This is a genomic window from Parendozoicomonas haliclonae (assembly GCF_900174585.1).
Lineage (GTDB): Bacteria > Pseudomonadota > Gammaproteobacteria > Pseudomonadales > Endozoicomonadaceae > Sansalvadorimonas > Sansalvadorimonas haliclonae.
Genome location: NZ_FWPT01000013.1, coordinates 74,066 through 100,478, shown reverse-complemented (window position 1 = coordinate 100,478; position 26,413 = coordinate 74,066). Strand labels below are relative to the sequence as shown.

21 protein-coding genes are annotated in these 26,413 nt (G+C 50.9%); 15 read left to right on the top strand and 6 right to left on the bottom strand.

Translation table 11 applies throughout. From position 1 onward, the window contains the following. Window positions 1-153: 153 nt before the first annotated feature. The 6 genes from EHSB41UT_RS21885 to EHSB41UT_RS21860 all read left to right on the top strand — a co-directional run bounded on the left by EHSB41UT_RS21885 (window position 154) and on the right by EHSB41UT_RS21860 (window position 6,663). Window positions 154-450, top strand: a complete 297-nt coding sequence (locus tag EHSB41UT_RS21885; protein ID WP_087112993.1) for a DUF1145 domain-containing protein — start codon at window positions 154-156, stop codon at window positions 448-450. A gap of 81 nt (window positions 451-531) precedes the next feature. Next, window positions 532-2,679: an ATP-dependent DNA helicase DinG gene (gene dinG / locus EHSB41UT_RS21880; protein WP_087112992.1), complete on the top strand. Its 2,148-nt coding sequence runs from the start codon at window positions 532-534 to the stop codon at window positions 2,677-2,679. A 65-nt stretch (window positions 2,680-2,744) separates the two neighbouring features. Continuing rightward, window positions 2,745-3,344, top strand: coding sequence for a class I SAM-dependent methyltransferase (locus EHSB41UT_RS21875; protein WP_087112991.1), 600 nt, complete (start codon window positions 2,745-2,747; stop codon window positions 3,342-3,344). Between the two features lie 65 nt (window positions 3,345-3,409). Then, the gene (locus tag EHSB41UT_RS21870; protein ID WP_087112990.1) at window positions 3,410-4,243 is read left to right on the top strand and encodes a peroxiredoxin family protein; all 834 of its coding nucleotides are present in this window, start codon (window positions 3,410-3,412) and stop codon (window positions 4,241-4,243) included. A 77-nt stretch (window positions 4,244-4,320) separates the two neighbouring features. Further along, window positions 4,321-5,100, top strand: coding sequence for an SDR family oxidoreductase (locus EHSB41UT_RS21865; RefSeq protein ID WP_087112989.1), 780 nt, complete (start codon window positions 4,321-4,323; stop codon window positions 5,098-5,100). Window positions 5,101-5,283: 183 nt separating this feature from the next. After that, window positions 5,284-6,663 carry a flavin-containing monooxygenase gene (locus tag EHSB41UT_RS21860; RefSeq protein ID WP_165767373.1) on the top strand — a complete coding sequence of 460 codons (1,380 nt, stop codon included), beginning with the start codon at window positions 5,284-5,286 and terminating at the stop codon, window positions 6,661-6,663. Between the two features lie 34 nt (window positions 6,664-6,697). Here EHSB41UT_RS21860 and EHSB41UT_RS21855 read toward each other — a convergent pair whose 3' ends face one another. Continuing rightward, a complete protein-coding gene (locus tag EHSB41UT_RS21855) occupies window positions 6,698-7,147 on the bottom strand; it encodes a VOC family protein (protein ID WP_087113031.1) in 450 nt (149 codons plus the stop codon). A gap of 251 nt (window positions 7,148-7,398) precedes the next feature. Between EHSB41UT_RS21855 and EHSB41UT_RS21850 the strand changes: the two genes are divergently transcribed. Beyond that, window positions 7,399-8,223 carry an MBL fold metallo-hydrolase gene (locus tag EHSB41UT_RS21850; protein ID WP_087112987.1) on the top strand — a complete coding sequence of 275 codons (825 nt, stop codon included), beginning with the start codon at window positions 7,399-7,401 and terminating at the stop codon, window positions 8,221-8,223. A 2-nt stretch (window positions 8,224-8,225) separates the two neighbouring features. On the opposite strand, the gene EHSB41UT_RS21845 is transcribed toward EHSB41UT_RS21850, so the two are convergent. Together EHSB41UT_RS21845 and EHSB41UT_RS21840 are read right to left on the bottom strand one after the other, a co-directional pair. Beyond that, window positions 8,226-8,456 carry a putative signal transducing protein gene (locus EHSB41UT_RS21845; protein WP_087112986.1) on the bottom strand — a complete coding sequence of 77 codons (231 nt, stop codon included), beginning with the start codon at window positions 8,454-8,456 and terminating at the stop codon, window positions 8,226-8,228. Window positions 8,457-8,477: 21 nt separating this feature from the next. After that, window positions 8,478-9,020: a tetratricopeptide repeat protein gene (locus EHSB41UT_RS21840; RefSeq protein ID WP_087112985.1), complete on the bottom strand. Its 543-nt coding sequence runs from the start codon at window positions 9,018-9,020 to the stop codon at window positions 8,478-8,480. 261 nt (window positions 9,021-9,281) lie between these two features. On the opposite strand from EHSB41UT_RS21840, the gene EHSB41UT_RS21835 reads away from it, so the two are divergent. The 4 genes from EHSB41UT_RS21835 (at window position 9,282) to EHSB41UT_RS21820 (ending at window position 11,992) form a co-directional block, all read left to right on the top strand. Then, window positions 9,282-10,424 (top strand): 1-acyl-sn-glycerol-3-phosphate acyltransferase, encoded by a 1,143-nt coding sequence (locus tag EHSB41UT_RS21835; RefSeq protein WP_087112984.1) that lies wholly within the window; start codon window positions 9,282-9,284, stop codon window positions 10,422-10,424. A 23-nt stretch (window positions 10,425-10,447) separates the two neighbouring features. Further along, a complete protein-coding gene (locus EHSB41UT_RS21830) occupies window positions 10,448-10,768 on the top strand; it encodes a YqfO family protein (RefSeq protein ID WP_087113030.1) in 321 nt (106 codons plus the stop codon). Between the two features lie 152 nt (window positions 10,769-10,920). Next, entirely contained in the window at window positions 10,921-11,397 is a 477-nt protein-coding gene (locus EHSB41UT_RS21825) for a hypothetical protein (RefSeq protein WP_087112983.1), read from the top strand. 115 nt (window positions 11,398-11,512) lie between these two features. Further along, a complete protein-coding gene (locus tag EHSB41UT_RS21820; protein WP_087112982.1) occupies window positions 11,513-11,992 on the top strand; it encodes a hypothetical protein in 480 nt (159 codons plus the stop codon). 87 nt (window positions 11,993-12,079) lie between these two features. Here the strand turns inward: EHSB41UT_RS21820 and rapA are convergent, their stop codons facing one another. Together rapA and EHSB41UT_RS21810 are read right to left on the bottom strand one after the other, a co-directional pair. Beyond that, entirely contained in the window at window positions 12,080-15,007 is a 2,928-nt protein-coding gene (gene rapA, locus EHSB41UT_RS21815; protein ID WP_087113029.1) for an RNA polymerase-associated protein RapA, read from the bottom strand. Window positions 15,008-15,193: 186 nt separating this feature from the next. Next, window positions 15,194-16,357, bottom strand: coding sequence for a DUF819 family protein (locus EHSB41UT_RS21810; protein WP_087112981.1), 1,164 nt, complete (start codon window positions 16,355-16,357; stop codon window positions 15,194-15,196). A 212-nt stretch (window positions 16,358-16,569) separates the two neighbouring features. Here EHSB41UT_RS21810 and EHSB41UT_RS21805 point away from each other — a divergent pair, with 212 nt between their 5' ends. Both EHSB41UT_RS21805 and EHSB41UT_RS21800 read left to right on the top strand, forming a co-directional pair. Continuing rightward, window positions 16,570-17,904: an LNS2 domain-containing protein gene (locus EHSB41UT_RS21805; protein ID WP_087112980.1), complete on the top strand. Its 1,335-nt coding sequence runs from the start codon at window positions 16,570-16,572 to the stop codon at window positions 17,902-17,904. A gap of 104 nt (window positions 17,905-18,008) precedes the next feature. Continuing rightward, complete coding sequence (locus tag EHSB41UT_RS21800; protein WP_133060617.1) at window positions 18,009-19,862, top strand: hypothetical protein; 1,854 nt, start codon at window positions 18,009-18,011, stop codon at window positions 19,860-19,862. A gap of 19 nt (window positions 19,863-19,881) precedes the next feature. Here EHSB41UT_RS21800 and EHSB41UT_RS21795 read toward each other — a convergent pair whose 3' ends face one another. Further along, window positions 19,882-20,871: a helix-turn-helix domain-containing protein gene (locus EHSB41UT_RS21795; protein ID WP_087112978.1), complete on the bottom strand. Its 990-nt coding sequence runs from the start codon at window positions 20,869-20,871 to the stop codon at window positions 19,882-19,884. A 255-nt stretch (window positions 20,872-21,126) separates the two neighbouring features. Here EHSB41UT_RS21795 and EHSB41UT_RS21790 point away from each other — a divergent pair, with 255 nt between their 5' ends. Next, the gene (locus EHSB41UT_RS21790; RefSeq protein ID WP_087112977.1) at window positions 21,127-25,257 is read left to right on the top strand and encodes an autotransporter outer membrane beta-barrel domain-containing protein; all 4,131 of its coding nucleotides are present in this window, start codon (window positions 21,127-21,129) and stop codon (window positions 25,255-25,257) included. A gap of 77 nt (window positions 25,258-25,334) precedes the next feature. Further along, on the top strand, window positions 25,335-26,342 hold the full coding sequence (locus EHSB41UT_RS21785; protein WP_087112976.1) for an ATP-grasp domain-containing protein: 1,008 nt from the start codon (window positions 25,335-25,337) through the stop codon (window positions 26,340-26,342). Window positions 26,343-26,413 lie beyond the last annotated feature (71 nt).

Below are 26,413 nucleotides of genomic sequence, written 5' to 3'. Positions count from 1 at the left end.
AGAGCTTCCATGGCGTCGTTACAGCGATTTGAAAGGCAACAAGCATTCCTGCATCGCTGTGCCTAGCCCTGAAAACTCTCGGGAAAGCTGAGCGCGATCACAAAACGTCAACAGACCCTACGCTCTTAAAAAAAATAACTAAGGAACGAAGGCATGTTAAAAACCGCCCTGATTATTGCCCGTCTGCTGACCGCTGTATTCTGGCTGGGTGTGCTCTCGACGTTTGCTCTGGAGTGGCCGGCGCCGCTGAATCAGATGATTCCCTGGCTGGGAGCTTCTATTCTGGCTGTGCATGGTTTTGAGGTGCTGGTCTGGCAGAAGAAGATTCGTATGGTCAGCAATAACTTGATGAAAGATAACCTGATGGTGCTGATTTTTGGTGCATTCCATATGGCTCAGCTATCGCTGGAGTGGAATGCTCAACAGCAGGCTTCCCGGGTTGAAAGCTGATAAATAAACGGCATTTAACAACTGCATATTTATACAGTAGCGGTATACTCTCACTATTAATTTCTGTTTGCGGTTCGATACATGTCCCAGGTCGCTCCGGCGTTGCGCCAGACAATCCAGAAAGCCTATAGCCAGTTCCTTGAAAAGAAGGAGCTGAAGCCGCGTCTGGGACAAAAAATTATGATCGCCGAGATCGCCAAGACTATTGGCGTGATCGATATGGATAGCGAAGGTAAGCGTGAGTCTGATCCGGCTGTCTGTGTGATTGAGGCGGGAACCGGTACTGGTAAAACTGTCGGTTATACCTTGGCTGGTATTCCACTGGCACAGGCGGCAGATAAAACGCTGGTGATCTCTACTGCAACTGTGGCGTTGCAGGAGCAGATTCTTAACAAGGATCTGCCGGAGATTCAGAAACACAGTGGTCTGAAGTTTACTGTTGCTCTGGCCAAAGGTCGTCGTCGTTATCTCTGTACCCAAAAACTCGATACTCTGCTGCAAAGCAGTCAGGCCAACTCCGCGACTATGACCTTGTTTGCCGAGGAAGGCTTTAATATCGATCTGGATGATAAGGCCAAAGAGTTTTACGAAGTGATGCTTACCCGGCTGGCCTCCGGCAGCTGGAATGGCGATCGGGACAGTTGGCCGGATACCATTGATGAGCAGGACTGGCATGGCCTGACATCCACACACGCTCAGTGTACCGGTCCCAAGTGTGCCCACTTCCGGGGCTGCCCGTTCTATCGGGCCCGTGACAGCCTCGATAAAGTCGATGTGATTGTCACCAACCATGATCTGGTGTTGTCTGATCTGATGCTGGGCGGTGGCGCGATTCTGCCAGCTCCCAAAGACTGCCTGTATATCTTTGATGAAGGTCACCATCTGCCGGACAAGGCCATCAGTCACTTTGCCCACGAAACCCGCCTGAATGATACCGCCCGCTGGCTGGATCAATCAGCCAAGCTGCTGGGCCGGATTCTGAGTGCGCACTCTCTGCCAGGAAAGATTGGCGAGTGGTTTGAACAGCTGGAAAAGAAATTCCAGGAGTTGAAAGACGAGCAAGCGATTATGCGCGAGGCGCTGCTCTCCATTGCCGACTTCAGCAAAAAGACTGAGAGCGAAACCGGACGCACCATGGTTTACCGTCTACCGGATGGTGTGGTACCGGATGAGATCAGGGAGATGGCTGGTCGGATGAAAGCCGGTTTTAGTATGACCTGTGACCTGACCGACCGTATTGTAAGTGAACTTAAGTCAGCGCTGGATGGAGATATTCCCGGCGTCGATTCGCTGGTGGCGGAACAGATACTGCCGTCTATTGGTACGCTGGCTGCCCGTCTGCAGGGTAACCATGAGTTGTGGATGTCCTGGAGCAAGCCGGATGCGGAAGGCGAACCGCCTTCCGCCCGCTGGATGGAGTTTACTGAATACAATGGAAGCCAGGATTTAACGGTGGCCTCCAGCCTGATTCTGGCGGGTGGCTTGTTGCGCTACTACTTGTGGAATACCGCCTGGGGTGCCGTGGTCACCTCTGCAACGCTTACCGCTCTCGGTTCCTTTGAACGGTTCAAGATTCGTTCCGGTGTGCCTTACGACAGCCGTTGTGAAAGTGTGCCCAGCCCGTTCCGCCATGGTGATGCCGGTACGGTGGTGATTCCGCTCATGAGTTCTGATCCCAGCCGTGCCGATGAGCATACCGATGAACTGATCGAAACCTTGCCGGGGCTGATGGATATCGCCCGGGGTACGTTGGTGTTGTTCTCATCCCGCCGGCAGATGAAAGATGTGTTCTTTGGTCTGGACCGTGATCAGCGGGAAAAGATTCTGCTGCAGGATGATTATTCCAAGCAGGAACTGCTGCGGCTACACCGGGAGCGAATTGATGCTGGCAAGGAGAGCACGATCTTCGGTCTCGCCAGTCTTGCTGAAGGTATCGATTTGCCCGGAGAGTATTGTGAGCACGTGGTGATCGCCAAGATTCCTTTTGCCGTTCCTGATGATCCCGTCGAAGCATCACTGGCTGAGTGGGTGGAAGCCCGAGGTGGCAATCCATTTATGGATATCTCTGTGCCGGATGCAGCGGTCAGGCTGGTACAGGCTAGTGGTCGTCTGTTGCGAACAGAACAGGATAAAGGACGGATTACTATTCTGGACCGTCGTCTGGTCACTCGTCGTTATGGTCATGCGCTGCTGAATTCGTTGCCGCCCTATAAGCGCGAGATTGCCTGAAACTATATTTATTGAAAGCGCCTTCCGGGGCGCTTTTTGTCATAACACAATAATAAGAAGTCAACATGTCCCAAAAAACCAATGATCAATTGTGGAATGACTACTACCAGAAGGTATTGAAGTTCCCACATAAAAAGCGCACCGAGTTTGCTGTGTCATTAATAAATCCACCAGACCCTGTTGCGATTGATTGTGGCTGTGGCACCGGTGCTGATATTCACTATCTGTTGGAACAGGGTTTTCAGGTTCATGCCTTTGACTGCCACGAGCAATCCATAGCCGTGTGTCAGCAGCGTTTTGCCGATCAGGAAGGGTTGCATTTGCAGCAAGCTGATTTCGAAAATTATGGCTATCCGAAAGCTGATCTGATTGTGGCGAATAACAGTCTCTATTTTGCAGACCCCGAACAGTTTCCCCAGACTTGGGCGCGAATCGATGCCTCTCTTGATTCTGGCGGCATCTTTGCGGGTGATTTTATCGGATATAACGATGAATGGTTGAAAGACCCCAGTCATATTCTGAATCCATTGACAGAGAATGAAGTGAGGGCATTGTTCACCGGTTATGAGCTGTTACGGTTTAAGGAACGAGATGAAGCAGGTATGACGGCACTGGGGGAAGAGAAGCATTGGCATACTTATCATCTGGTTGCCCGTAAATTGTGAAACCAAACTGAGACCCTGCGCGTATCGCTAACGGAATCACTAACCAAAACAAGAAAGACCCCGTTATGAACTTGATCAAATCCGTTTTTATCAGTGCATATATAACTGTACTGTCGCTTTTAACGCTATGGGCCGGATATGGATTATGGCAGACCGCCAGTGTCGGCTATGTCGGACTATTGCTTGCTGCACTGCCCGGGCTGCTGTTCTTTGTTCAACTGTTCCTGTCGCCTAAAGCTCGAACCAGTTCTTTGCTGCTGCCCGTTCAGTTACCAACTTGGGCTGGAGTTATTGCGGCACTGATCTTCGGTGACATTTGGGTTCAAATTGGGGCGCTTGTCGCTGGGACAGGGCTGCTGGCTTATGTGTTCTGGTATTCCCGTCTGGGACGGGAAGAGTCAGAGCAGCTGCTCAAAGGGAAACGGCTTCCCGATTTGGCTTTTGTGGATAGTGAAGGTGCGGCGGTGACTCTGCAGCAGTTTGCCGGACAGCCGGTATTGATGCTGTTCTACCGGGGCAATTGGTGCCCGCTGTGTATGGCGCAGATTAAGGAGATCGCCAAAGGTTATCAGGCCTTGAAGGATCGTGGCGTGCAGCTGTTGATGATCTCTTCACAACCGCATGCCGAAACTGCAAAGCTGGCAAGCCGTTTCGATGCCCCCATGACCTTTCTTGTGGATAAGGGTAATCAGGCTGCACAGATTCTCGGTATTGCCCATAAAGATGGATTGCCGGGAGGTTTGCAGGCGCTGGGCTATGACAGTGACACCACTCTGCCAACGGTGATTCTGGCAGACGGCAACGGTCGAGTGATTGCAGCTGATCAGACTGATAATTACCGTGTGCGACCAGAACCAGAGACTTTTCTGCTCTGGCTGGATGAGGCAAATGTCGTCTAATTGGTAAATTACTTTGTCAGAGCCGGGGAGTCCGCATTAGAATCGCGAGACGAAAAAAATAAAAAGAATGTATTTCTATGTCGACTCCCAGCATTTTCATTACCGGTGCTGCATCGGGCATCGGTCGGGAAACCGCAAAGTATTTCCACGCACGGGGCTATCTGGTTGGTATCTTTGATATTGATACGACCGGTATTGAATCCCTTAAGGCAGAGTTGGGCGATCGCTGTGTCGGTGGCCTGCTTGATGTTACCGATCAACAATCCATTGAAAAAGCGTTTGAGCTGATGGCTGTTGCCAGCGGCGGTTCGCTGCATGTGCTGTTTAACTGTGCCGGGCTGTTGTGGAATGGCCCCTTTGAAGAACCTTCCCTTGATTTCTATCAGCGCATGTTGGCGGTGAATAACTCCGGCATGATGCAATGTACCTATACAGCGCTGCCGCTGTTAAAGGAAGCAGCAGCCAGAGCTTACCAGCCGGTAGTGATTAATATGTCCTCGGCCTCTGCCGTTTACGGTACTCCCCATGAAGCGGTGTATTCCGCAAGCAAGTTCTGGGTTAAGGGATTTACTGAGGCATTGGAGATTGAGTGGCGTGATCACGGCATCCGTTGCTGCGATATTATGCCGCCATTTGTGAATACCCCGATGGTGCAGAACGCTAACCGTCTGAAGTCCATGGATATCTTGGGTATCAAGCTGACCGCCGAAGATATTGCACCACAGATCTGGAAAGCTGCCCATGGAAAAAAGGTGCATTATCCGATGACACTGGATTTCCGTTTTCTGGTCGCTATTGAAGGGTTTCTGCCGAAACGGCTGACACGGTTTGTGATGGCAAAACTGAATGGTTTTTGATGGTTTTGCGGCCCTCCGGTTTCCGCATGCCGGCAGGGAATTTGATTTTTCCGCTCTGATGGGCTGTCCTGCCCTGCAGAGCTAGCAGGCCATCCATGGCCTTTGAAAAATCAAACACCCTCCCGACTGCTTCGGCTGGCGATGAGACGAACAGCACAAAAAAACAATAAGAGTGAAGTATCGATGAAAATTGAACAGGGTCAGAAAGTCGCCATTATTGGTGCCGGTGTCAGCGGGCTGATCAGTGCCAAGAGTCTGCTGGAGAAAGGGATTACGGTCGATATTTTTGAGAAGGGCAGTGGTATCGGTGGTGTCTGGCGTTTTGAAAACGACAATGGTCAGTCCACCTGTTATCGCTCGCTGCATATCAATACCTCCAAGCGAATGATGGAACTCTCGGACTTTAAATTCCGGGATGAGATTGCAGAGTACCCGCCACACTGGGAAATCCTTTCCGAGTTTGAACGTTATACCGATCACTTTAATGTTCGTCCGCATATCCAGTTCAACACCGCTGTCGAGCATTGCGAAAAAGATGCGGGTGGGAAATGGCAGGTGACTCTGAATCATCAGGGTGAGCAGCGTACGGAAACCTACGACTATCTGGTGGTGGCTAATGGTCACCATTGGAAGCCTCGGACACCTGAGCTGCCAGGTTCTTTCGATGGCCTGGAGATTCACGCGCACCACTATATCGATGTCAGCAGTCCGGTTGATCTGCGGGACAAGAAGGTTGTTGTCGTAGGTGTAGGTAACTCGGCTATGGATATTGCCTGTGAGCTGTCGCGTACCGGACAGGGGGCAAAGACTGTTTATCTGGCCCAGCGTTCCGGGGTGTGGATTATTCCAAAAGTGATTGGCAACTTTGCCCAGGATAAGTTTGTTCGTCATCCGATGGTCAAACCTTCACTGTTTGAAACCCTGAGCCGAACGCTGATCCCCCGCAACCTGCGCAAGAACCTGAAAGATCTGTTCCAGCAGACTATGATTAAACTGCTGGCCGGTGACCCGGCCCGGATGGGCTTGAAGCCACCGAAGGATCCGATGAGCAGCCGTCATCCCACGGTTTCCCAGGAAATTTATAACCGTCTGATTCACGGCAATATCAAGGCCAAGGGCAATATTGTTGAGAAGCTGGGGAATAAGGTGCGCTTTGAGGATGGCTCGGAGGAAGAGGTTGATGCCATTATCTATGCCACGGGTTACGATGTAGCCTTCCCGTTCTTTGATAAAAACTTTATTGATGCGCCGGATAACAGCTTCCCACTCTGGCAGCGGGTGTTTGATCCGGAGATTGATAATATTGCCTTTATCGGGCTGGTGCAGCCGATCTGCTCTCTGATGCCGATCGCCCAGCTGCAGTCGGAGTTTCTCGCGGATGTACTGGCGGGCGAAGCGAATTTGCCAAGCTCTGCCACCATGCAGAAAGAGATGCAGGATTTCGACCGGATGATGAAAGACGATTACACCCCGTCTCCCAGTCATACCCTGCAGGTCGATTGCCCCGAATACTCCTTCTATATGCGCAAGGCCTGGCAGCAGGCCAAAAAGCGCGCAGCCTGATGCCGGTTTGAATGGGCAGGTTGAAGCTGGCCAGTTAATTGGTCAGCTTCAAATCTGAAGGCTCTTCCCGATAGCAGTTGCGTTCTTTGGGCAGATCGCTGAGATATTCCACAAACTCCACCTCAAAACCATCCGGGTCCAGATAGTAGGTGTTTTTGCGGTGAGGATCTTCAGCACCCTCGTTATGGGGCTGAAAGCCGGCCTGGGAGAGTCTGTCGATCAGGCGATCCAGGTTGTCCGTCACAAAAGCCAGATGCGCCAGCCCCACCTGAGACCCTTTCAAATCCCGGTTTTCGCCACGGCCATGATCACTGAAGGCAAGATAGTTATAATCATCGCCAAAGTGTATCCAGTTGCGAGGAGCACCGTACCAATCACCTTTACCACTTCCGCGAACGGACCAATGGGGAAAGGCCGCCTGATAGAACGTCAGAGCCCGGGGGATATCGCTGACCACCAGATTGATATGTTCAAGATGAATCATTGTTTCCTCCCACTTATTTTTGTCTACAGGCTTAAGGATAAAACTTGAAGTTAAGTTTAAGTAAAGCGTTTTTTCACCAGGCTGATTTAATGGATAGTCGGTAACAGAGGATTGGTCGAATGCGATGAGGCGCTTGGTTGAATGAGAGCTTCGCCATTCGTTAAGAGCGTTTTGGTCATTGGCTCTGAGCGCACTGGCCATAGAATAAAGAGAATCAGTTTTTAACAGGCCGATCGTGGCCGGGTAAAAGTATGTCGGTTAGAGGGAAGTACAGTCTCACCTGTCCTCGCACAGGGGTGACAGCCAAAGGTCTTCATGTAGGCAAGGTGAATGGCGGTATCAATACGATGTTTATTGTCTATCGTATTGGCGGCACGGTGATCGACTGCGGCCCACCCAACCAGTGGCGGGAAGTTAAGCCGTTTATTGAGAGTGAGCCGGTCGAGCAGCTGTTGATTACCCATCACCATGAGGATCACAGCGGTAATGGCGCACGTATTGCCAAACTGGCGGGCATTGTTCCGTTTGCACCTGAACTTGGACGAGCCAAGCTGGCCTCGGGTTATAAAGTCCCGCCTTTGCAGAAGATGATCTGGGGAACACCCATCCCAGTGGAAACCCGTCCTCTTCCTGAAACCCTGCATCTCTCCGATGGCAGTCCGATTATTTCGGTACACACGCCCGGGCATGCCAAGGACCTGACCGTCTTCTTTTTACCAGAGCAGAAATGGTTGTTCAGCGGTGATCTGTATGTGTCCAAGTCCATCAAGCTGTTGCGCAGCGATGAAAACCTGCAACAACTGATCGACAGTATTCGCAAAGTACTGGCGCTCGACTTTGAAGTGTTGCTCTGCCCGCATCGTGGGATTGTGGAGCAGGGGAAGGAATCCATGGCGGCCAAGCTGGAAAACCTGCTGACGCTGTGCCGTGACGCACAGGCGCTAGATGCTCAAGGGTTGGGGCTGGTGGAGATTACCCGACGTCTGCTGGGTAAGGAGAGCCTGGTCAGCAAGCTGACCGGTTATAACTTCAGCAGTCGCAATCTGATTCGGGAAGCCCTGAAGGTTGAGGTGTGAGTTTACTCATCCTCAATAACCGGCTCAGCTTTCAGCCAGGTATCGATTAACTCTTTAGCCCGGTCGGCATCGGCAATGTCGGTATACAGACCAATCAGATCGTGAGCCGGCAGCTCGCCGGTCGCTCCCTGTAAAAAGGCGCCACCAATATGGGAATGAATATGGTGGCTGGTCAGCATGTCATGGAGGCACTCGGCCTCCATGGTATTTTGTGGGCTATAGACCTTGATCATGATCCGGACCCTCAAGAAGAATTATTTTGTTTCCAGTGCCACCACCTGGCGGATGGTGCTGGTCAGCAGTTCTGCACGATCCTGCTGGGCTTCATTCAGGGACTGACTAACCGTATCGCGCAAAGAGATCGCCTGTTCTTTAACCGGTGATTCATCTTCACTGGCCAGTGTCAGCCATACCCAGGCAGTGATCTGGTTGGCATCGGTTCCCTGACCCTTATGATAGCTCTCTCCCATGCGCAGCTGGGCCAGCTTGTCACCCTTGCGGGCAGCTTCGGAAAAATAGTCGAATGCGGTCTGGGAGTTTTTGGTTACACCTAAACCTTGCAGGTAAGCATCACCGAGCAGACGGGTAGCGACTGGATCATTCTGATTGTAGGCCTGCTTCAGGTTTTCGATGGCTTGTGTCGCCTGAGAGCCGCCTGCCTGCAAAGCGGTTTCGGTATCCGCTACATTCACTGCAGCAGAAAGCGAAGGTGCCAGCATCAGCGTGCAGGCAACTATACCTGCAGCATTTCGCAGTGCACTGGCAGGAAAGAGGTAGTGTTCGATAAATGCTTTCATATCTTGGTTGCCCTGTTTATTAATTCTGAGGCAAAGGCTGCTTTTTCGAGAGGGATTATAACGCTTACCCGGTTCGCGTAAATACCGCAATATTAGTAAGTGTTAATGTTTGTGCGAATGTATAAGGTTTGTAGGTTTGTCTGGTTCAGGATAATGTTGCTTACAATCCAGCTATGAAAGGCTACGGGTTGAAACAGAACTTGTCAGAGTGCCGCCATATAATGCGCACTGGTTATAAACAGCGATAGTCCACCTCGAACTATGGAATCATTTGACGATATTCGCCCCTATCATGATGCAGAGGTGGCTCCGGTTCTCCACGAACTTGTCAGAAACAAACAGTTGCTCAATGCTGTTGGTCATTTCCAGTTTGGTGAGATGCCGGAGTTTGCCCGCAACCTGATGCGCCCGCTAGTGGAAAGAAAGCTGCGCAAGCTGGTGGCTGGTGTGGATAATGTTCACGCCCTGCAGCAAAGCATCAAGTCGATGCTGGAAAAAGTGATAGACCGCACCACCGATGAACTGACATGGTCGGGTATTGAACACCTTCCTAAAGACAAACCCTGTCTTCTGTTAAGCAATCATAGGGATATTGTTATGGACCCGGCGCTGGTCAACTATGTGCTGCATGAGACCGGCAGAAACACCGCCAGGATTGCTATTGGCGACAACCTGCTCAGTCGCCCCTACATCAGTGATCTGATGCGTTTGAATAAAAGCTTTATTGTTCGTCGTTCCATCACCGGTCGCCGTGAAAAACTGCAGGCTTTGCTGCAGCTCTCGGCTTATATCCGGCACTCCTTGGGGGAGCAGGAGAATGTCTGGATTGCCCAGCGTGAAGGGCGGGCAAAGGATGGGAATGACCGCACCGATACTGCCATCCTGAAGATGCTGCATATGGGCTTCCGGGCGGATCAACTCAGCTTCTCCGATATGCTGAATCACCTGAATATTGTGCCGGTGTCGATCTCTTACGAGTATGACCCCTGCGATGTGGCCAAGGCCCGTGAGCTGGTTGCCCGCACCACCAATGGCAGCTACAACAAAGAAGAAAACGAAGACCTGAACAGTATCGTCACCGGTATTGAAGGTTTTAAAGGGCGGGTGCATGTCGCTTTTGGCACGCCCATTAACCCGGAACTGGAAACCCCGGTTACGGTGGCGGAAGAGATCGACCGACAGATGCACAGTCTTTATCGCCTGTGGCCGTCTAACTGGCTGGCCAGGGATATTCTCGAAGGCCGCGAACAGCATGATGGCTGGCGTGATCAGTTTGATGGTGCTGATCTGGCAAAGCAGGAAGCTCTGTTTCGGGAGCGTCTGGAGCAATGCCCCGAAGAGGCCCGTAGCTGGTTCCTGAAAATATACGCCAACCCGGTGTTTAATCAGCAGGTGGTAGTCTGATGTCGCTTGCCTCCCAAACGACACTGTACAAAATGTGCTTCTTTGTACCGGAAGAGAATCTCGAGAACGTCAAAGCGGCTGTATTCTCTGCCGGTGCTGGGCATATAGGCGACTATGATAATTGTTGCTGGCAGACGAAAGGTGTCGGGCAGTTCCGTCCATTGGCTGGCAGTGATCCTCATATCGGCAGCCATGGTGAAGTGGAGCAGGTGGTTGAGTACAAGGTGGAGCTGGTCTGTGAAGAACACGCCCTTGAGGCAGCCATCACCGCACTGAAAACAGCCCACCCTTATGAAACACCAGCTTATGAGGTTTGGGCGCTGGATTCCCGTAGCCTGATGTAAACGTCCCCAAGCCTTTCGGTTAACTGTCTCTTTTCCGTTGAGTCCTCTACCAAAGCCGTCAGAAAGAATAACAACGTCTTCTGACGGCGGAACCTTCCCTAAAAAACGTCTCTCTTTTGTAGTTGTCCATTGTTTCATCAGGAGAAGACGTTATGCCCAAGGCTGTTACCCGCTCTGCTGCCCGTGCGGCACGAAAAGCTGAAATTAATCCCGTACCACCCAAAAAAGGAACTCATCAAGGTCGTGGTGTTAAGAAAACTGCTGATGGCAAGGCGTCGTATGTGGAAGGGATTCCTGTTGAAACGTTCAATGATCGACCTATAACGCTTACAGAAGTCAGAAAGCTTAAGGCGCTGGACAGTGGTCAGCAAATGCTTCTGGGATCGAAAACTGCATCTGAGATGTGTGCGGAATTGCGGGGTGCCGCAGAGGTGCATATGCGAGATGTCGGTTTTGAACTGAGGCCTTTTAGTTGGGTTCAGACTGCGCGCTTGAAGATGTTGCTGAATTACTGTGAACGACTTCAGGAGTGGGGGGCAACACTGGATGGTTCCCACAGCCTTTTGGATATTAAAACGGCTATTGTTCTTGAGCTGGTTACCCGAACTCGAAAGGGAAAGGATAGTTAACAGACGTCCACTTATTTTTACTTTGTGTCATCTCTGTCATGCGGCATGGCAGAGTTTCTCGGGTGTTGGAATATTTCTCTCACCGGTTCTTAGTTAGATTGCAGGAGAAGAGATTATGCCGAAGGTTGTCACCCGCTCTCAGAGCCGTCAGGCTCGCTTGGCCAAGAATAACCCGCTCCCAGCCAAAGGTTCCTATCGAGGTGCCAGCGTCACGGTGAAAAAGATAGACACCGGCCAGCCCAAAAAACCAATGATGCCAGCAAGGCGGTATAGTGACGGCGGTGAAATGAGTTGTGATGAGATAGCGGCCGGTCGTAGTCTGAGTGACTATATGAAAAAGGCATTGACAGTGCCGACTCTGGGGAAGATGAAGGGCATAATCGAGTATGTAGCCACCAAGATTGAGCAGGGTTCCAGCTCTGATCGGTCATTTATCACAGCTGCGACAGGAACTCTGAAAATAGACGTCAATTATGCTCTGGCTCTTAAAGAGGCCGGTATTGAGCTGGATGGAGAGCATAAGCTGGACAGTGTGATTGCGGAGCTGGATAGGGAGCTTGTTATCCGGCTGCGAACAACGGGGCTTAGGCACTAAGAGAATACAGATAAAACAATCCCGGCTTGAGCCGGGATTGTTTTATCTGCAACGGGATTTGTTTTATCTGCAAAGAGCCGTTTGATCTCAGGTGGTGAAGATCAGACGAATCGCATCCAGTCGCAGCTGGGCTTTCTGCAGTTGCTGATAACCCATCGCCGCCTGTTGCTTCAGGAACTCGATTTCTTCATCACGGATATTCGGGTTAACCGCTTTGAGGGCGGCTAGACGACGAATCTCCTGGGTGATGCTGTTCATCAGGTTCTGGCAGGCGGTATTGACGATATCCGCCACCTGTCCCTTGGCGTGGTTCTCTGCCGCTTTAGTCATCTTGATCACTGCTTCGCGCTGGGACTTCACCACCTTGCGGGCGGTGCTGGTCTTCAGCTTCTGCAGCTGGGCATCCAGACTGGCAAACGGTACCTTGGCATCCAGATTGTTCAACGCAGGATCAATCAGGGTACGCAGAACCGTTGGCGGCAGGAAGCGCTGCAGCTGCAGGTTCTTGCTGCCGCTGGCTTCAATCACAAAGATCGCTTCCATCAGCATAAGACCCGGCTTCAGGCCCTTGCTCTTGATCACGCAACAGGCGGTGTTACCGGTTTCGCTGGTCAGCAGCATATCCATGGCTTCGCGAATCATGGGGTGTTCCCAGGTCACGAACTGCATATCTTCACGGGAGAGGGCGGTATCACGATCAAAGGTGATAGTAGTGCCATCTTCAGGAAGAGCCGGATAGCTGGTCACGCTCATCTGGCTGCCCGGGCGGACAATCAGAGCATTCTTGGAATGATCTTCAGTGTCCAGACCAAAGCTTTCAAACAGCTTTTCAGCGTACTTGGACAGGGTCTTCGGAGTGTCTTCACTGCGGATTTCACCCACCAGGTCACGGTTGCTGCCCGCGCCACGGGAGTTCAGTTCCAGCAGACGGTCACGACCCCGACGCAGATGCTGCGCGACTTCTTCATTCATAGCGTGGGAACGTGCGATGATGGTGTCGAAGTTCCAGTCCGCAGGTGGTTGTTCACGCTCGCCATCTTCACCCATTGGCATGGCATCCAGCAGCCAGGCTTGCAGTTCGCCCTGCAGGTTGGAGTATACAAAGCTGCCGGCCGGGCAAGTGTCAGCAAAGGCATTCAGACCTTCGTTGTACCAGTGGAACAGGCGCTCCTGACCGGTGCCCTTTATATAAGGTACGTGGATACGAATGGTCTCTTTCTGGCCGATACGATCCAGACGGCCAATACGCTGTTCCAGCAGGTCCGGGTTCACCGGCATATCGAACAGCACCAGATGATGAGCAAACTGGAAGTTACGACCTTCAGAGCCGATCTCGGAACAGATCAGAACCTGAGCACCGTGCTCTTTCTCCGCGAACCAGGCGGCTGCACGGTCACGCTCAACAATGCTCATACCTTCATGGAAAACGGAGGCCTGAGTGCCGGCCGTGATGCGCAGGGCGCTTTCCAGATCCATAGCGGTGCTGGCATTGGCACAGATCACCAGAACCTTTTCTTTGCGCAGCAGCTTGAGCAGGTTCACCAGCCAATCGGTACGTGGATCAACCTTCCACCACGGATCCATATCTTCCACCTTGATATGGGCGGAGTAGGCCAGTTCCGGGAAGACCTGCTGGTTAAGTACCGGTTGGTCTGAGGCTGCATTTTCTTCCAGCGCAATGCTGTACAGCTCTGGCAGTTCCTGAGGGTAAGACTGAACCGCACGACCAGGGAAGCCTGGAACGGCAGCACGAGTGTTACGGAACAGGATGCGACCAGTGCCGTGACGATCCAGCAGGGTGCGAATAATTTGTTCACGGGCCTTGGTGTGGGTTTCTTCGGTCTGGTCCGGATCGTTCACAATAGCGATCAGGCCATCAGCCTCGGTACCCAGCAGAGTGCGCAGGTTATCTGCAGCCTGTTCGGAGATACGACCGGTATCGAGCAGCTCTCGGGCGGCTTCAGCGATTGGCTCGTAACGGGCTTCTTCTTCCCGGAAGGCTTCCAGACTGTGGAAACGATCAGGATCAAGCAGACGCAGACGGGCAAAGTGACCGGCATGGCCCAGCTGTTCCGGGGTTGCGGTCAGCAGCAAAATGCCCGGGGTGTCTTCACCCAGCTTTTCAACCAGCGTGTAATCGGGGCCGGCACCGTTCTCCACAGTCCATTCCAGGTGGTGGGCCTCATCGACAACCAGCAGATCCCAGCCAGCTTCAATCAATTGCTGCTGATGTTCCGGGCTGTTACGCAGGAAGCTGATGCTGGCCAGTACCAGCTGCTCACTGGAGAATGGGTTATCGCCATCCGCATTACGGCAGCGTTCTTCATCAAATACGCTGAAGCGCAGGTTAAAGCGGCGCAGCATTTCCACCAGCCACTGATGCACCAGTGGTTCCGGTACCAGAATCAGTACGCGGGAGGCGCGACCAGTGAGCAGCTGACGGTTGATGATCAGACCGGCTTCAATGGTTTTACCCAGGCCCACTTCGTCGGCCAGCAGAACCCGTGGTGCGTAACGATCAGCCACCTCATGGGCGATATGTAGCTGATGAGGAATCAGGCTGGCACGGGCACCGGACAGGCCCAGCCATGGGGACTGACACAGGTGGTTGTAATGACTCAGGGTCTGGTAGCGCAGGGAGAAGTTGCTGTTCAGGTCGATCTGACCCGCCAGCATACGATCCTGCGGCTTGTTGAATTCAATAAAATTATCGAGCCCGGCTTCCGGGAGCTCACGGACTTCACCGGTTTCATCGGTACCGGTGTAAACCAGCAGACCGTTTTTTTCTTCAACACTTGTGACAGTCAGAATCCAGCCTTCGTGGCTGGCAACGGAATCGCCTGGTTCAAACTGCACGCGGGTCAGCGGGCTGTTTTCCAGTCGGTATACCCGGGTTTCACCGGTCGCGGGGTAGAGCAGGGTAATTGTTCGGGCGTCAAATGTTAGAACTGTGCCCAGCCCCTGTTCGATCTCGGTATCACTGATCCAGCGTTGTCCCGGGACGAAAGATGCCATCTGTTCTGCCTGCTCCATCAATCAAAAAGGCCGGTATGTTAGCGAAATTTACTGAAAGGACAATATAGGTGTGACCACAAATTGCGGCTTTTTCCCAAGAGTCTGCCCATTTCCTTACCGGAATGAGCCTGGCGCATGTTCTCAGCAGCAGTTTATTTACAACTTTTTACAGCGTCTCACAGTGTCTTACAGCGTTATCGCCCGTTGAATGATCCAGAAAGTCATTAAACCCAGCAGGTTGCCGCAAGCATAGCCCAAAACCCCCGCACTGATACCACTTAATAGCAGGGTTTTGTTTTTCATTACGCTGGCGGCCAGCGGCACAAACGGGGGAGACAGTATGGAGGCAACGGAAGTAATCAGAAAGGTGTCAGCATCAATTTTCAGTAAACGACACAGCAACAGATGCAGCAGAAAGGCACCGCCGGCCAGGGCAATAAAGAACAGCAATAGAGCCAGTGTCGCTTTTTCCAGTATCTCTTCGTTAAGCATGGCACCGGACAATGCCAGGAAAGCCAGAATCAAATAATTGCCCAGTGCATAGGTGCCTTTGGTCGTACGTAGTCGGGTGTTCAGTGAGGCCACCAGGCTAAAGACTGTCAGGGCAACCACGGCAACAGCCGAGCTGACCTCTCCCTTCAAAGGCTGAGTGATCACCAGCGTCAGGCCAATAATGCCCAGATTAACAACCAATGGCAGAGACAGTCCTTTCCAGACTTTTTTATCTAACAGCATGCCTGGTTTTTCAAACAGCGAGGAGTCGTCTTCGTTATCCGGCATGTTGGCGACACCCTGAAAACGTGGCAGCAGCCATTGGCAAAAGCGATGGGCAAAAGTAATCAGGAACAGCAGATAGAAGCTGGAGATCAGCACATCGTATCCGTAAACCAGAGTAAAGCTTTCGTGGCTGGCATTGATAGCGGTTTTAATAGTTGCCCCATTGACCAGAGAACCGGTGAAGTTACCCACGGCCATACTGGCAACGGCAGGAAGCTCATCAACGATATGGGGAAACAGTAACGACAGAACCACCGCGAGAGTGGCTACGGAAAGCATAGCCAACGCCATGGACAGCAGAGTGGTACGGGCTAGCCTGACCCAGGCACGCAGGTCGGAAGAGAACAGCAACATCGGCAGAGCGAAGGCTATAACAATACCCAAGGCTTCGCCGGCCAGTGGGCGAAATGAGGTTGTACCCGTCAAGGCTTCAAGAATCTGCCCCAGGCTAAAACCCAGAGCGAAACAGAGCGGTGCAGCGCCTAAACGATCCAATAAAGGAAAGCGAATACATAGCCACACTGCCAGAGCCGGTGCGGCCAACAAAAGGGTAATCAGAAAATCTGCGGGCATGACGAGGAGAATGTCCTTCTTATTTTGGGAGCTAGTGTAAGTGTTCTGCCAACAAAATGCCTGAATGAATGCGAATGAGGAGTCAGCGTTGTCTATAACTGTGTCACACCAAAAAAACTGTTGGTCGGGGAGAAACCGCTGTTATGGATTGTGTTGTTCCAAAGAAAAAAAGAGCCAATAACAAGAAAAGTCGTGAGATAAGCAGAAGGTGGTTGAATTGGGGACGGTACTTCTGGATCCTCTTTCTTGTTCCCTGCGGCATCCTTCAGGCAAGCCCTTACGAAAATCTGGAAAGGTATGCGGCGAAAATATTTCCTTTTGCCCCCAATGAGAGTTCTTCCTATGACGCGGGTCTGATAAAGGCTTATATCCGCGATACTTTGATTAAGCCCGGGCCGGGAGTGCATCGTCTGGCTATTCTATGCGGCTGGACAGAGGAGACTCCGGTCCATCAGCGGGAGCAGCACGACCTCTCATTACGTATTTCCGTCTTTGATTTTGAGCAGCAGGAGTGGGTGTTGACCAATCGCAGAGATGGATTCCAGTGTGGTAATGAAGAAGTCTTTGAACTGGTAGGGCAGCTGGTGCCGGGACAGAAGGCTAAGGACGCTTTTAGCTTTACGCCGGTCAGACTGGAAATTATGACCAATAACGGTGGCAGTCGTTCGCTCTATCAATCGGTCAGTCTGGTGGCGTTTACCAACCCTGCGTTGAAAGAGGCAGGCCCAAAACCCAAGGCTGTGGTTTTTGATCTTGATCAGACTCTGACCCAAATGCACGCTGATAGTGTGCCTATGAGGGACTATCCGCCCTTTCCTCCCATGATTGAAGAAGTGCTTCGTTACCGAGCGGAAGGTATTGCGATCTTTTACGTAACCGCCCGCACTGGCGCTGGTCGTGAGGTCAGTCAGGCCTGGTTAAGGCAGCAGGGCTTGCCACCCGGGCCGCTGTTTATGCGCGACAGGCTTGCTGATGTGATGGTTCAGGCCTGGGAGGATGACGATCTGGTTAGTCAAAATATGATGAACAGCAAGGAAGAGGCCATTACCAGGATTCGCGATTCTTTTGAGGTGGTGGCTGCCTATGGTGATGCCTGGACAGATATGGAGCTTTATCAGCGTTTGAAAATTCCAGAGGTTGTGCATGTGAACTGGCTCGATGATGATTGCAGCAACTCATCCATCATTGAATCTTTTTATCACTGTTATGAGTCTCAGGATTACACCCAACGTGGTTATGGAGCCGTGAGGGTGGATCGTTACCAGTATGACTTTCAGGCTGATGAGGCCGCTCAGGAGGAGCTGCAGCTGGAGGCTGAGCAGGAGATGCTTGCCGGTAATACTGTTGTTCAGGCAATCCGGAAAAGGTATTTGCAAAGCCGTAGCAATCGACCACAAACGGCACCAGCCCACGGCCGTTCTAGACGAGGGCAGCGTCAATCTCATTCTGAACCGGTATCTTTATCCAGTTCCCGACGTTCCAGTGATAATTTCGACCCCGCCGCTCTGCTGTTTTCCGGGACACCTTTTGCAGAAGGTAAGCATTGATGGGCTGTTAGTTCAGCTGTCGGTTATGTTTGGATTAAGAAGAAAAAGCCCTGCGAGTCAGTCTCAATATCTGATCAAGATAAGGCTGACGTGCAGAGGGCGAGATGAATACAGAATCAAGACTGATATCGGACATGGCGGCATCACCGCTTATTAATAACGGTGGTGGAGGAATGTCATCCGCTTCCTCCTCTCCTTCCGGTGAGCGGGAAGGTGTCTCTCCGGTCTCATCTTCATCCCGTCAGAGCCCGGAACCGGACCGGCATCAGGCTAATGGCCCTGCTAATGAATCTTTAATGGAGCGCAGTGTTGAGCTGTCATCAACAGGCAGCCCTTCACTCATACCGGAAACTCCTGAAGCCCGCACAGCGCGTTTTTTTGAAGGCTTAAATGCCGGCTTGAAATACCAGTTTGAACGACAGGGGCTTAAAGAGAAGCATCTGACCCCGCTGATCCGGGAGCTTGGAGTCGAGGCTGACGATGAAGCTATCTGGTCGGCTCTGGATAAGGTGCATCAGGAGATGGTGAATGAACCCAAGGATGAGCAGCTGAACCACCACCGGGTACACAGAGGCGTGTTGGGTGCGATTGCTCTATTTGGCAATGGCTCCAATCGCTGGTTTGGGCTTGCTGGACTGGCCGCCTTTCTGCCTATCCCGCCTTTTGCCAAGATGCCGTTGTCTATCGCTATTACCGGTCTGGCTTATATCTCCGATGGTCTGCAGGGTGCGTTTGGTGTGAACCGTTTGCGTCTGGAAGGGCCAGGTACTCATCCGGGGTTCTATGCTTCCGGCATTCTGGCCTTCTGTTCAACAAGTGCCATTGCCGGTATGGCGTACAGGGGAATGATTCAGCCACTCGGTTATACCGGAGCACTGGTGGTGGGTGCGATGAAGCTGGTTGGCAGTTTTCCGTTCTACCATATTCTCGCTAACCGCAGTACCTATGGCTGGATGGGAATGGATCAGGCCAAAGAGGAGCGGGTAGAGCGATCAGTGCATCTGTTAAAAGAAGCTCTGGAGCAACTGGGCAAAGATGTCAGTCTGGCCGATGAGGGCGCTGAAAGTCGCAAGCTGGCGTATCGCAAGGTATTGAAGCTGGAACCGGATAGTGAAACCCGCTTCCAGAAGTTGTTGCGCTGGACCTGTCTGGCGGCACCGGGGGATAAAGCCAAAAATACCATTCGTGAAATTCGTCAGGCCGGATTGAATGATAAAGGCATACGACAGCTGGCCAGCGATGCCAGGCTGAGCCGCAGTCAGTGGTCATGGCCCTGGTTAACAGCGAGTTTTGTCGGCCTGGCTGTGCTGACTGGTATCTCCAGTTGGGGCGAGGCAGCAACTGTTATCAATCCGTTGATTGCCTTTACCTCTGTTGGAGCATCTCCATTAGCCGTTGCCGGTATATATATCGGCTGGCAGGTTATCTTTGCCGCCTTTATGGCCGGGCGCAGCCTGGGACAGGCGGCATTGGTTAAGGACAACCTGAAGGTATTTGGTGACAGCCTGAAGAAACTGGGACGTAAAATGCAGCAGGGGCCTCGTGCGGTTATGCGCGATATGCGCAGTTATTGTGAGGCTTTGTGGCAGTGTGGAAGTGTTCAACAGCTTTTGAAGAGCGGCTGTCGCAAAACCGTGATGCTGGTGGGCGTTCTGTCCAGCATCTGTTATGCCCTGAGTTTTGCCGGAGCGATTAATAGTAATGCCGGGGAAGATATTGTACTGGAGCGGGCGCATGTCGCCGGACTCCTGCTGACTCTGGCCGGTTCACTGACCATGCTGGTGGCAACGGCTCGGATGGGGCATGAACTGCAGGTGATAGTGGATGCTGTGGCAGCGGCTGCGGTCAAACTGGCGCGCAAGGGGCAGAAGATGGTGCGCCCGGTGCAGGCCTCCTATTCATTACCTGTACAGGTGGCGGATGACGATGAGAAAATGCCGCTGGTTGTGGTGAATTGATGGCCTAATCAGCCTGTTGCTATTGCGCTCTCAGCTCAGCCGGGGCCTTGCCATAGTTCTGGTGAACCCAGCGGTTGAATGAGCGGGGTTCTTTGAAGCCCAGGTTGACTGCAATTTGTTTTAACGGGAGCTGTTTGTCCGCGATCAGCTCTTCCATCATTTCACGACGGATATCATTCACCTCATCATTAAATACGGTTCCTTCTGCGGCCAGACGGCGTTGAAAAGTCTTGGTCGTAAGATTGAAGCTTTCGGCAACGCTGGAAAGAGATAGGGCCCGGTTTCCCAGGAGTTCAGAAATAGTCGAGCGGGTTTTTTCTACAATACCTTGTTCATCCGTATTCCCTTCCATAAGACTATTTGCTTCCAGCATTAAAGCATTACGCATCCTGATGCGATGGAGGGGCATTTGCAGTTTGATTACATTTTCTGGAAAACAGATCTCAGTCGTTTGGCAACCAAAGGTGACCTCCTGGCCTAGCAGGTTTTGGTATAGTGCAAGAGAAGTCTGTGGAGGTTTATCCCAAGCCAGCCGTGTGATGATTTTGGCATCAGGTGATGCCTTCATAATGGCTGTGTTATGTGCACAGATAAAATATTCAGCCAGATTGCGGAAAAGATCATCGGAGAGGTTGTTATTATCCAGAGACACCACCAGTTGACCTTGTTTTGACTTTACTTGGATATTAATCAGATTGGTCAGCAGGGGAGAATAATGAATAAAAAGACTGTAGGCATGATAAGGACTGTCTGCCAGTCGTGCGATATCGGCAGGAAATCCTAATGTCCCAAAGTTAAGTTGAGCTCCACTCTGCAAGAAAATTGCTTCGGAAACTCCCGATGATCGTGCTTGAAGAAGCAAATGTTCTATCTCCTGGACGGACAGGTCTTCTTTATTCTTTAAGCCGTAACGAGTGTGCTCAGGGAGAATATTATTAATGCTCTTGATCAGTTCGCCTAGACAGTAGGAAGAAATAAAATGATTTTTCTTATTTTTAATATACGACATTCACACGACATGTAGAGACTTTGGTGGCAATTGTATCACTGCAAAGAAACTACAATTCTTATTGTCAGCATTTGTCAGGCTTCTTGTTTTTGCTGTCAGCTTTTGTCGGTCTTTTTGTGTGAACTGCCTCTCACTGTGAAGTTGTCTTTAAGCGACAGGTGGTGTCCTTTCTGGACAGGCGACGTCCTCGGAGCTGGCAAATATACTTGCAGCGTTGTCTTTTGTTGTCTCTCTTAATTAAAAAGAAAAACAAATATGAAAAAAATGGATGTATTCAAAAGATCGCTGCTGAGTGCAGCTATCGTTACGGCACTTTCCAGTTATCAGAATACCGCATTGGCATGCAGTGAACCGAATTCATTGCCTGGTGAAGGGGAAGATTATGTTGTGACTTCAGAGGGTGAGAATAGCTGCGGATCAGTTTATATAGAAACTGATGCTAATGAAGAAGTCGGAAATTCTCTGGGGTCCGTTGTTAATGAAGGCGATATTGTTGCTACGGCATCTCCTTATGAGAATGGTCTTCATGTTAAAACCACAGGTGCATTTGATAGTGAAGTTCTAAATGTTCGTGAGGTAATTAATACCGGCACTATTGATGCAGATGGTTATGGTGTTTTCGTTGAAGCAAGTGACGCTGCTATCGGTGAGGTTGATAATCGCGGTAAGGTTGAAGCAAGGTCTCAAGGTGTATCTATTCAAATTAATGATGGCTCTCAAACAGGGGTTGTAAAGAATTCCGGAGAGATCAATGCAAGTTCAATCGGTATTTACTCAAACAATAGTGATAGCTCAATCCGCGCTATTGAAAATGGTGGTGAGATACTCGCGAATGGTGCTTCGATCTGGGCACAAGTCTATGGTGGCACAACTGAAGCTATACGCAATCTTGAAGGGGCCACTATAGGAAAAAAAGAACGGAATGATGAAACAGGTCAGGAAACTGTTTTCCGTGGTTCAACAGGAATAGATATCAACCTTAACGGTGGTGTTGTTGAAGAGCTGGATAATGCTGGTGATATCTATGCCAGAAATAGGGGAATATCTGCGGAAGTAATGAACCGTAGTTCCGTGGGTAATATCACCAATAGCGGTCTTGTTGATGTTGTTACTGAAGATGGACAAGGTTATGGGTTTGGAATATCTGTTCTGACCGCCAATGAAGACACATTTGTTGGTGATGTTTTGAATACTGGCACAATAAGGGCGGCAGGGGATGGCCTTATTGTGCGAGTTTATGAAGGGGCGCAGGCTGGAGATATAACCAATATCGGCTCTATCTCCTCACAAAAGGATAGTGGTATCAATATCATTGTTGACGGTGGACGAGACGCGTCCATCGGCGACATTTTAAATAGTGGTACAGTAGAATCCCGTGATTATGGTCTATCTGTGCAAACCGGCGCAAATACCCAAGTTGGGTCTATAACCAATACCGGAGATATTACATCCCAGTGGTCTGTTGCGTTCCGGGTCAAAAGTAATGATGGCTCCGTGGAATCTGTCACTAACTCTGGAACGGTAGAATCTATAGCGCGTGCTGCGCTGCGTATTGATGGTGAAAATATTGGGGATGTATTGAATGATGAGTCCGGTGTTTTAAGAACCTACGCATCAGAAACTCCAGCTCTCTTACTTAGCTCTGATAATGTTAATATTATCAATAATGGCGAAATTTTTTCCGAGGCTCCCTCTGATCGTATAGAAGTATTAGAGTATGACTTTGATTTCTATCAATACGAATCTGTTGATGTTGAATTTGATAATGAAACTACTCAATTGATGCGGAAGCCAGGCACTGATGATTATGTATTGATCGGTGATGCTGATGAATTTGATGACGGTACTGTCTTTGAAGTTACACTCTTCCGTACTTCGATGGGCGATGAAGCTTTAGCAGAATTTCTCACATCGGACCAAACATCGGAACTTGATTTTGTAGAACAGCTGGACGATCTTGCTCAAGCTGAAGTTCTCTATGATCAGGAAGGTTTTTTACGTGGCCGTTATGGTTATGTCATTGGCGATGGTACAGGCTATGAGGCTAATAGTATCTCTTCCGGTGTTGGCCTTGGCTCTCTCAACCTTGGGAAGCGAGCCAACGAAAATACCTTTGTAAACACTGGCACCATTAGCTCTGAAAGCAGTGCCGCACTTCAGGTTGTCGGTGAAGGCAACACCATCACTAACAGCGGCTCACTGATTGGCGGCCTGCAGTATGGTGAATTCAACGAAGACTATCGCCGTGAGTCATTTACCCGCGCTGTTGAAGTTTTTGGAAAGAACAACACCATCACGTCCAATGGTACTGTCTCTGGTGAGATCTTCTTCCAGGGAATGGATTTTGAGAATGGCTTTGAACCAGCCAATGGTGAAGGCAATACTCTGATCCTTTCTGGTGGTTCCGTCGATGGTGATATTTCCGGCGCCAACTCCATTGATATCACCGGAACCGTAATGTTCTCGGGAGATATCCTGTCGCCAGAGCGTATTTTTAGTGCTCCGGTTGAGGAAGAATCACTTCCTGAAGTAAGAGCCGTGTTACCAGAATTCGATAATGGTGAAGACAGCCCTCTGATGTTTGAAACAGAAGAGCAGTTGAATGCCTTTGTGGAAGTCAGCGCACTGACTCAGTTGGATATTGCTGAATCCGGTCGGCTGGATACCCCCGCAGGCAGCGATAATATTTACTACGAGGCTAGCCTGAACCAGCAGGGTACGTTGTCCGTAATGCTGGATGCTTCCAATAATCTGCAGGCCAGTAATACCGAGGCCCGTATTACTCTGGAACAGCAGAGCTTCAACGCTGTTGTAGGTGAAGAAGAGACTGCTCGTGAAGTAACGGTTGCAGGCGCAGCCGCCACCTTTGAAGAGGGTGCTCAACTGGTCGTGACTCCGGACTATCGGGGTGATTTTGAGTACGGCGGTACCGAAGAGTATCGAGTACTGACGGCAGAAGATGGTATCACCGGCGAACCTGTCGTCAGCTCACGCTCGATCTTGTTTACGATCGATGATGTTGTAATTGATGATCAGAATATTGATGTCACTATCGGCACCAATGATCTTGAGCAGGCTGTTCTCGATAACTCTGGAGAAGCGAACGTTGCTTCCGCTGCTGGTGCTCTGCAGGACAGTATTGAAAGCCTTGAGCAGCAGGCTGCTGCCAATGTGATTGATAACTATCTGGATACCAATACCATTAACCAGCTCGTGGCTTCGCTGGATGTACCGGAGCCAGAGCCTGAACCAGAACCGACTCCAGAGCCAACCCCTGAGCCGGAGCCGACTCCAGAACCTGAACCAACGCCAGAGCCAGAAGATGAAACTGGTCCTGATGGTTCCCTCGATGATGTTGAGGATGCTGACGACCTTGAAGAAGAGTTGCGTCGTGCTATTGCCGATCTGGACCTGAATACTCTGCAGGCTTCTCTGGCCGCTTCCGGTCAGGTTCAGAATGAAGTGTTCTCCAACATTCTGGCGCATCTGGCTGATCAGCGTGATGGCGGCCGCTCCGGTGTTTCCTCTGGTGATCTGCTGCAAAGTGGCGGTGTTTGGTTCAAGGCTATTCGTGCCGAAGCCGATCAGGATCGTCAGCGCAATAATGGTGTGACTTTCCAAGGGTACAGTAGTGATCTTAACGGCTTTACCCTGGGGGGCGACCTGGATCTGAGCAACTCTTACACATTGGGCGCAGCACTTAGTTATGCCGATGCTGATGTGAATGTTTCTGCGTCTTCCGCCAGCACGGAGATCAAGAGCTATCAGGTTAGTGTGTACAGCAACTGGCAGCGTGATGACTGGTTTGTTGATTCCATCATTAACCTGGGTGTGAATGATACCGACAGCACGAGCTATAACGGCTCCGTTAAGGCGACTGCTGATTACAACAGCAAGCTGTATGGTGCCCGGGTGGCTGCTGGCCGTGAGTTCTGGTTCAACAACAAGGACACGCTGATTGAACCAAGCCTCAGCCTGGAATACAGCGTGATGGACACCGGTTCCTATACCCAGAAGTACAGCGATAACCGTGCCCCTACCCGGGTGAAGGTTGATGACTTTAAGGTACTGGAGCTGGGTGCCGGCGTCCGCATCAGCCATCTGGTCGAAGTCGATAGCGGTATTCTGCTGCCGGAAGCCAGCTTTATGGTGTACCACGACTTTGAAAATAATGCGGTAGCGTCTGATGTTTCCGCTGAGGTTGTTGGTCTGCCAATCAACTTCAAGACCCGTGGTGTTGATCCTGAGCGAACTAACTATGAAGCTGGTGTCGGGGTCGCCTACTGGATGGATAACAATGTCAGCCTGTCTTTGAACTACGATCACCGCTGGGCGTCAGGCTTTAAGTCTGACAAGCTGCAGGCGAAGATTCGTTACGACTTCTGATAAACGTCATCTGTCAGTATGATGAAGCCCTGCCGAAAGGCAGGGCTTTTTAATGAGAACAAGAACAGCAGGCCGTTATGAAAGCGCTTTTTTTGTGTGGTTTACCAGACAGTCAAATGCTGCAGACCTTTGTTGATGACAAAGGCAAGATGCAGCAGGTGATCAGCGGAACAGCGAATGTCTTTCCATTTTTGAATCAGAAACCGGAAGACGTGTACCAACGGTTTTATTTGTCCGGTCATCAAGAAGATCAGAAGTACACATTCTCATTCTGGCCGGATGTCATTTTTAATGAAATCAGCGATGCAGACACCCATGTGAATGCGTTGAAAAAGGCGGCTGGACTGTGTCAGCAACAGAATTGCCCGGTGATCAATCATCCTGTGGCGGTACTGAATTCCCGCAGAGATAAAGTCAGCAAGAAACTGGTTGGCATTGACAGGGTGATTATGCCGGAGACGTCATTGATCCAGCCTCGGAGCAGTGACGGTATTTTAGCTGCCATGTCTCATCTGGGGCTGGAGTTTCCGGTCATTATACGTAAGGCCGGTGACCATGGCGGGAAAAGCACGTTTCTTCTGCGTAATGAGCAGGAGGTGCAGATGGCCGCGAATGTCTATGCGCTGGATGGCAGTCTGTATTACCTGACCCCTTTCGTTGATTATCGCTCGGCGGATGGGCTTTACCGGAAGTACAGAATTGCCATGGTGGGAGGCAAGGCCTTTCTCAGGCATATGATTATTAGCGACCACTGGATGATTCACTCCTCGTCCCGAACTTTTATGAACGAAAGAGAGGATTTGATCCGGGAAGAAGCTGAGACCTTGCAGATCTTTCAGCAGCAAGTGTTGCCACAGATACAGGAACAACTGGCTGCGATAGAAGAGGCCATGCAGCTCGATTACTTTGGTATTGATTGTCACGTGACAGAGGCTGGCGAGTTGCTGGTTTTTGAGGTGAACGCCAGTATGAATATGCTGGTGAATCCGAACCCGGATGATAACGGGCCACGGGATCAGTCTATCGGTGTGATAAAGAGTGAGCTTGAGCGTTTGATTCTTGAGCGGGGTGCTAGAAAACAATAGAAGCAATAAAATGCCGGAAAGCATAGTGCTTTCCGGCTTAAGCAGGGATTTACCTGAACAATCTAAAGATG